Origin of the sequence: Gordonia sp. CNJ-863, assembly GCF_001942325.1 — a bacterium.
Classification (GTDB): Bacteria; Actinomycetota; Actinomycetes; order Mycobacteriales; family Mycobacteriaceae; genus Gordonia; species Gordonia alkanivorans.
This window is the reverse complement of the sequence record NZ_MKKG01000053.1, coordinates 1-6,800: the sequence shown is the minus strand read 5'-3', so window position 1 is coordinate 6,800 and position 6,800 is coordinate 1. Positions and strand designations below refer to the sequence as shown.

At 64.7% G+C, this 6,800-nt stretch carries 5 protein-coding genes and 1 pseudogene; 3 read left to right on the top strand and 3 right to left on the bottom strand.

Translation table 11 applies throughout. From position 1 onward, the window contains the following. The first annotated feature begins 59 nt into the window (after positions 1-59). Positions 60-2,252 (top strand): cation-translocating P-type ATPase, encoded by a 2,193-nt coding sequence (locus BJF87_RS20235; RefSeq protein ID WP_075863812.1) that lies wholly within the window; start codon positions 60-62, stop codon positions 2,250-2,252. 15 nt (positions 2,253-2,267) lie between these two features. On the opposite strand, the pseudogene lnt reads toward BJF87_RS20235, so the two are convergent. Then, positions 2,268-3,775 (bottom strand): annotated as a pseudogene (lnt, locus tag BJF87_RS20230) (apolipoprotein N-acyltransferase). 204 nt (positions 3,776-3,979) lie between these two features. On the opposite strand from lnt, the gene BJF87_RS20225 reads away from it, so the two are divergent. Both BJF87_RS20225 and BJF87_RS20220 read left to right on the top strand, forming a co-directional pair. Further along, positions 3,980-4,624, top strand: coding sequence for a thioredoxin domain-containing protein (locus BJF87_RS20225; RefSeq protein WP_055476459.1), 645 nt, complete (start codon positions 3,980-3,982; stop codon positions 4,622-4,624). A gap of 53 nt (positions 4,625-4,677) precedes the next feature. Continuing rightward, positions 4,678-5,256, top strand: coding sequence for a vitamin K epoxide reductase family protein (locus BJF87_RS20220; protein ID WP_101821345.1), 579 nt, complete (start codon positions 4,678-4,680; stop codon positions 5,254-5,256). 102 nt (positions 5,257-5,358) lie between these two features. Here BJF87_RS20220 and BJF87_RS20215 read toward each other — a convergent pair whose 3' ends face one another. Both BJF87_RS20215 and BJF87_RS20210 read right to left on the bottom strand, forming a co-directional pair. Next, on the bottom strand, positions 5,359-6,300 hold the full coding sequence (locus BJF87_RS20215) for a cation diffusion facilitator family transporter (RefSeq protein WP_065629398.1): 942 nt from the start codon (positions 6,298-6,300) through the stop codon (positions 5,359-5,361). A 248-nt stretch (positions 6,301-6,548) separates the two neighbouring features. Beyond that, a partial coding sequence (locus BJF87_RS20210; protein WP_222844787.1) for a cytochrome c biogenesis protein CcdA occupies positions 6,549-6,800 on the bottom strand: 252 nt, incomplete at its 5' end.

Genomic DNA, 6,800 nt, shown 5'->3' with positions numbered 1-6,800 from the left:
AGGACTCTCCACCGCAGCCATGACGACACCGTCGGCAGCCACAGTGCAGGGACATGCTCATGGCTGACGCATGCTGCGGACCCTCCGATTCCGCCGACCTCGAGGCTGAGGTCGATCAGGGCCCGGTTCGGTTGTGGCAGGTGCGCGAGCTGCGTTTCGCCGCCGCAGCAGCAGTGTTCCTCGCGCTCGGCTGGATCATCGGAGGCTCTCTATCAGAGACCGCGGGCATCGTCGTGGAACTGATCGCGGTTGTCGTTGCCGCCTCCACGTTCGTGCCGTCGACACTGCGATCGCTGCGCCACGGGCGTATCGGTGTCGGAACGCTGATGACGATCGCCGCAATCGGCGCCGTGGCGCTAGGCCAAATACCCGAGGCCGCGCTGCTGGGAATCTTGTTCTCGGTCGCTGAAGGACTCGAGCATTACGCGGTCACCAAGACCCGGCGAGGCCTGCGGGCGCTGCTCGCGCTGGTTCCACCGACCGCATCGGTGATTCGTGGGGGTCTCGAGGTCACCGTGTCACCGGATGAGTTGATCTTCGGCGATGTGATGGTGGTGCGTCCCGGTGAGCGCGCGGCGACCGACGGGACTATCACCGCTGGCACTACCAGCGTAGATCTGTCGGCGATCACCGGCGAATCTGTGCCCGTGGAGGCGGGTCCGGGTGACTTGCTCTACGCCGGCGCGATCAACGGTGGCGGTGCGATCGAAGTCCGCGTAACCGCCCGCGCCGCCGACAGTTCCCTAGCCCGCATCGTGCACATCGTCGAGCAAGCGCAGGAACGCAAGGGCGCCGGCCAACGTCTCGCCGACCGCATCGCCCGCCCCCTGGTCCCGGCCATCATGGTGCTAGCCGCACTCGTGGCCGGTATCGGTGCGCTACTCGGTGATCCGCTGCTGTGGCTCGAACGCGGCCTGGTGGTGCTCGTTGCCGCGTCCCCGTGTGCGTTGGCGATCGCGGTGCCGCTGACGGTGGTCGCCGCGATCGGCGCCGCCAGCCGCCATGGCGCACTCGTCAAAGGCGGTGCTGCACTCGAAGAGCTGGGACAGGTCCGCGTCGTCGCGCTGGACAAGACCGGCACCTTGACCCGCGGCACTCCGGAGGTCATCGACGTGGTGAGCACACCCGAGGTCACCCGCGAGGACGCGTTGTCTTATGCCGCCGCGCTCGAGGCTCGCAGCGAGCACCCGTTGGCGAGCGCGATTCTCGCGGCCGCACCTGCTCTGGGCTCACCTGCCGATGACGTCACCGCGATCGCCGGTCACGGCCTCACCGGCCGGATACGCGGACAGCAACTGCGCCTGGGCAAACCCGGGTGGCTCGATCCCGGCGCGCTCGCCGGAGACGTCACTCGATTGCAGAGCGACGGCGCCACCGTCGTGCTGATCGAACGGGAAGGCACCGTCGTCGCCGCGATCGCGGTCCGCGATGAGCTTCGCCCCGAGGCCGCTGAAACGATCGGGCAACTGACGGCGCTGGGTGTCGACTCGGTCATGCTGACCGGGGACAACGACCGCACCGCACATGCTTTGGCCACTGCGTCCGGAATCAGCACCGTCCATTCCGAACTCCTTCCCGAAGACAAAGCCGACTTGCTGGCCACGCTAGCGCGCGGGCGGGCGATCGCCATGGTCGGCGACGGCGTCAACGACGCCCCGGCGTTGGCCACCGCCGATGTCGGTATTGCGATGGGAGCGATGGGTACCGACGTCGCTATCGAAACCGCCGATGTGGCGTTGCTGGGCGAAGATCTTCGCCATCTCCCGCAACTACTGTCCCATGCTCGGCGCGCACGCCGAATCATGATGCAGAACATAGGATTTTCCCTAGCGATCATCGGTGTGCTGATTCCGCTGGCCGCCACGGGCGTCCTCGGCCTGGCCACAGTGGTCTTCGTCCACGAACTCGCAGAAGTGCTGGTGATCGCCAACGCGATTCGTGCCGCCCGGACGAAAGCGCTGCCGGGCACCGGTGCCGTGCCCCGGGTATCCCCCGGCACGCTCAACATCTCGGTGTCGGCCTACCACGACACAGGCGACGCCTGTTGCGCTCCAGGACCAGCCACCACCCCCGTTCAACCACGGTCGGTGCCCGCGGTACCCCTGCTGCCGACACCACGAGCACGCGGCGCGGCGACCAGCAAGAGCTGTTCGGCCACAACAGAACCAGGGTGCAGTTGCTGTTCGAGCCCGTCGGATGGCGCCGATGACGTACCGAGTAGCTCGCCAACGTTTCATCGCGAGCGTCACTGAGGGAGCCACGCCGCGTCAGGAGCGTAGGCGTGATCTCCACGTGCGTACAATCAGTGCCGCCAGGACGGCGGCAGCACAGATCCCTTCTCCTGCTGCTCCGATCCGCGTCGCCAGGGTCGTCGTTGTCCTCAACGGCACCCGCGCGATGAGAACATCGGGGGAGAACAATTCTGTGCGTTGTGCAATGGTCCCATCAGGTTCGATGACCGCGCTCACGCCACTGGTTGCTGCGATGACCACCGCCTTATCGTGTTCGACTGCCCGAACTCGCGACATCGCGAGTTGCTGGTAGGTCATCTCGGTGCGCCCGAACGTCGCGTTGTTCGTCGGAACCGCGATCAGCTGCGCACCGGCGCGCACCGATTCGGTCACCAGATCGTCGAACGCGACTTCGTAGCAGGTCGCTACCGCCACGGGCACCCCGGCAAGATCGACAACGCCATCGCCTGTGCCAGGAATGAAGTTGCCAGCCCGGCTGGCGTAGGACGAAAGCTGTGTCATCAGTCCCCGCAGCGGCAAGTACTCCCCGAACGGCACCAGCTGACGTTTGTCATGCTCCTGACCAGGCCCGGTGACGGGATCCCACACCACCAACGTATTGCGGGACGTGCTGTGGCTCCCGGCGATCACCGCGCCCACCAGGATCGGCACCTCGATCGCCCGCGCGGCACGATCAATTTGCGCCGCAGCATCACGGTTACCGAACGGGTCGATATCGGATGAGTTCTCCGGCCACACCACCACATCGGGACGCACGACCCGCCCAGAGCTGACCTCCTCCGCCAGGTCGAGAGTGCGCCGGACATGATTGTCGAGCACTGCACGTCGCTGAGCATTGAAGTCCAAACCCAACCGCGGTACGTTGCCCTGCACCAACGCCACCGTCACCGACTGCTCCTCCGGTTCTGCTGTCTGCGACGGCGCCAGGGTCCATGTCAGCACTCCCACTACGGCGACTGCTACGCCTGGGCCGGCCAACGCCCGAGGGTGCACGTTGATTACCGCCACTGCGATCGCGGCCAGGAGTGCGCCGAGCAGCACCACAACGAAGGACAACCCCGGCGCGCCAGCCAAGGCCGCTAACGGCAGCAAGAACCCGTCCGGCTGACCGAATGCTATTCGGCCCCAGGGAAAACCGCCAAAAGGCACGCGGGAGCGGACGGCTTCGACTGCCACCCAGGCGCATGCTAGCCACACCGGCGCTCCGCGGCATCTGCCGACCAGCGCCGCCACCGCCCCGAAGACACCGAACGCCACCGCCTCGACCGCCGCCAAGGCAGCCACGGCACCGCACCCACATACGTACCGACCCACGGCAGCAGCGGCACGAAAAAGCCCAGCCCAGCGAGATAGCCGTAGCCTGACGCCGCCCACAGCGACCGCCCACGCAGTGTCACCACCAGGACCGCGATCGCCACCGGGGCAAGGAACCACAGTTGGCGCGGAGGGAAGCTCACATACAGCAGCCCGCCCGAACCGGCCGCAGCCGCGATACGTAGTGCAGATGCACATATCGGTGGCAGACCTGCGCCGGCATGCCGAGCATCCGAGTGACGACTCACCGCCCACCGCTCCCCTCACCGGTTCGGTCGTGCGTGATATGCACGCCAATCGCCCGGACGACACCGCACGCCCTGTAAACTACTAGCCAACGTAGTAGTAAACGTGACGGGAGTGATGATCGTGCCAGCTCAAGCGGTCAAGGTTCGACGCGGAGGGATGTCTCGATGAGTCGCAACGTCAAGATGTCGCTCGCGGCAGTCTTCGTGTTCTGCCTGGCGCTCACAGTGGTGTTCGTGGTCTCCCGGGCCGGAGAGAGCGAACAGTCCGGCGACCAGGCGTATACGACGGTACGGCCTGATTCTCCACGGCTATCGGCTCCGACCGAGTCCAAGGCGACATTTGTCGAGTTCCTGGACTTCGAGTGTGAAGGGTGTGGGGCGGCGTACCCGGCGGTGGAGCAGCTTCGCCAAACCTACGGCGATCAAGTCACTTTCGTGGTCCGCTACTTCCCCCTCCCCGGGCACTTCAACGCCGACCGCGCGGCACGGGCCGTGGCCGCGGCGGCCGAACAAGGCCAATTCGAACCGATGTACCGCAAGATGTTCGACACTCAACGCAGCTGGGGCGAACAAAAGGTGCCGCTGGACGATCTGTTCTTCTCCTACGCCCAGGTGTTGGGCCTGGACATGGAGCGATTCGCCGCCGCCTATGACTCACAGGCCACCCGCGAGCTCATCGACCGCGATGTCGCTGACGGCAAAGCACTAGGCGTGACCGGAACCCCCACGTTCTTCATCAACGACGAACTCATCAAGCCCGAAGGCTATGACGATCTGAGCTCTGCGCTCGAATCCGCGATACGTCAGTGACCATCACACCCCGGCAGACCTCAGAGCCGTCAGGCTTTGCGCCCGACACGCAGATCCCGGTTTTCCCGCGGCTGCTCCCGTGGATTCTTGCGGTCTGCGGAGGCATTGGACTTGTCGCTGCGTTCGCACTGACCGTCGAAAAGTTCGAACTGGCAACCGATCCGAACTACACGCCGACCTGCAGTATCAACCCGATCGTCAATTGCGGATCGGTCATGGACACCCCCCAAGCAGCCGTCTTCGGGTTCCCCAACTCACTGCTCGGAATCGCAGGCTTCACAGCTCTGATCGCTATCGCCGTCCTGCTAGGACCCCGCCCGGCCTTGTGGGTCATGATCGGATTGCAGATCGGCCTGACGGGTGCGGTGGTGTTCGTCCATTGGCTGATATTTCAGAGTCTGTATCGAATCGATGCACTCTGCCCGTACTGCATGGCCGTGTGGGTCGTTGTCGTGGTTGCCTTTTGGTATGTGAGCCTGCGCAATGCCGACCATGTCTGCCCATCCGGGAGAGCACGCCGAGCCCTCGATGTGGTCCTCACGGTGCACACCGTAGTACCGCTGGTGTGGGCGATGGCGGTGATCGCCCTCATCATCGAACGCTTCTGGTGGTACTGGTCCACGCTGGTGTGACCGTGGCCCGATTGACAGGGGTGAAGCATCGTCTCTCCCCTGGCAACGATCGTGCACTTCGTGCGCAGACCGGCGGCGTGGGTGTCGTCGATGCGCCACCCCTCACGGGTGATGGGCTGCCAAGGCTTCCTCCTGGTGACGCTGGGCACTGGTCTCGAGCTGGAAGGTGGAGTGCTCGAAGGAGATGGCGAAGTGGGTCGCCACGCACGTTCGGATGTCATTCAAGATCGTGGGGGCGTGCCCGTCCTGGAAGCAGTCGTCATCGACCACCACGTGAGCGCTAATGATCGGCAGACCAGTGGCCACCGTCGATGCGTGGAGGTCGTGCACGTCCTGCACGCGGTCCATCTCGAGAATGTGGGCCCTGACGTCGTCCAAATCGATCTCCCTGGGCGTGAACTCCATCAGCACTCGCGTCGTCTCTGCCATGAGCTTGAGGGCGCGGGGTGCGATCAGTAGCGCAATGAACAGGCCGGCCAGTGCGTCGGCTTGTTGGAAGCCGGTGGTAGCGATGACGATCGCGGCGACAATTACACCCAGCGATCCCAGTGCGTCGTTGAGGACCTCCAGGAACGCCGCTCGCATGTTGAAGTTGGCCCCGCGTCCTGAGGCAAGCACCAGCATGGCGACGATGTTCGCCACGAGCCCGATGATTCCGAAGATCAGCAGTTCGGTCGAGGGAACCTCTGGCGGAGCGAACAGTCTCCGCACGCCCTCAACAGCGGCGTAGAGCCCGACAGCAAGCAGCAGCGAGGCCTGCCCCAGAGCGGCGATGACCTCGATGCGCCGCAGTCCCCATGTGCGAGTCTTGCTGACCGGACGGTGCATCACGGTTGCTGCGACCAGCGCGACCGCCAACCCGATCGCATCTGTCGCAGCGTGCGCGGTGTCGGTCAGCAGCGCCAGACTTCCCGTGATCACCGACCCGACCAACTGGGCCACGACAATGATCCCCGTCAGAACAAACGCTATCGCCAGACGGACACGCAGCGACGAGTCGCTGGACGCAGGATCGGTTGGTCCGTGGTTGTGTCCGGCTCCCATACTTCGTACTCCCTCTCATCCACACCCAGATAGCCACGCTACCCCTATATATCAATACATGCGCATGTGACTATATGACAGACCGGGCCGGAACGGTACCAGCGGATCACGTCACGACTGACTCGGGATGTGCTGAGATGGCCCGACGTTGGCGGCGTGGAGGCGGTGGTTGTTCGGTCTCGTGAGGGTGCGGTGACCGGAAACAGGGGGACGCTGTGGACGTCGAATCGGGGCCGCCACCACAGGGCTCAGATGGGTAGTTGAGTATCGGTGATGAACGCGTCGCGCACCCACACGATGAATTGGTCCCACAGGCCGGTGATCAAAGCGATGCCCACCGCGATCATCATGGCCCCGCCGGCGATCTGGATCATGCGGGCGTGGGTGCGCAACCAGCCGAGGCTTCGCAACGCCCACGCCGAGGAAAACGCAAGCACAACAAAAGGAATGCCAAGGCCGGCGCAGTACGCCACGATCAGCGCGACGCCCTTGGCTGCGGT

Bases quoted from the DNA above. Each gene is read 5' to 3' on its own strand.
- BJF87_RS20235 (WP_075863812.1), top strand. From the start codon at position 60: ATGGCTGACGCATGCTGCGGACCCTCCGATTCCGCCGACCTCGAGGCT.
- BJF87_RS20225 (WP_055476459.1), top strand. From the start codon at position 3,980: ATGAGTCGCAACGTCAAGATGTCGCTCGCGGCAGTCTTCGTGTTCTGC.
- BJF87_RS20215 (WP_065629398.1), bottom strand. From the start codon at position 6,300: ATGGGAGCCGGACACAACCACGGACCAACCGATCCTGCGTCCAGCGAC.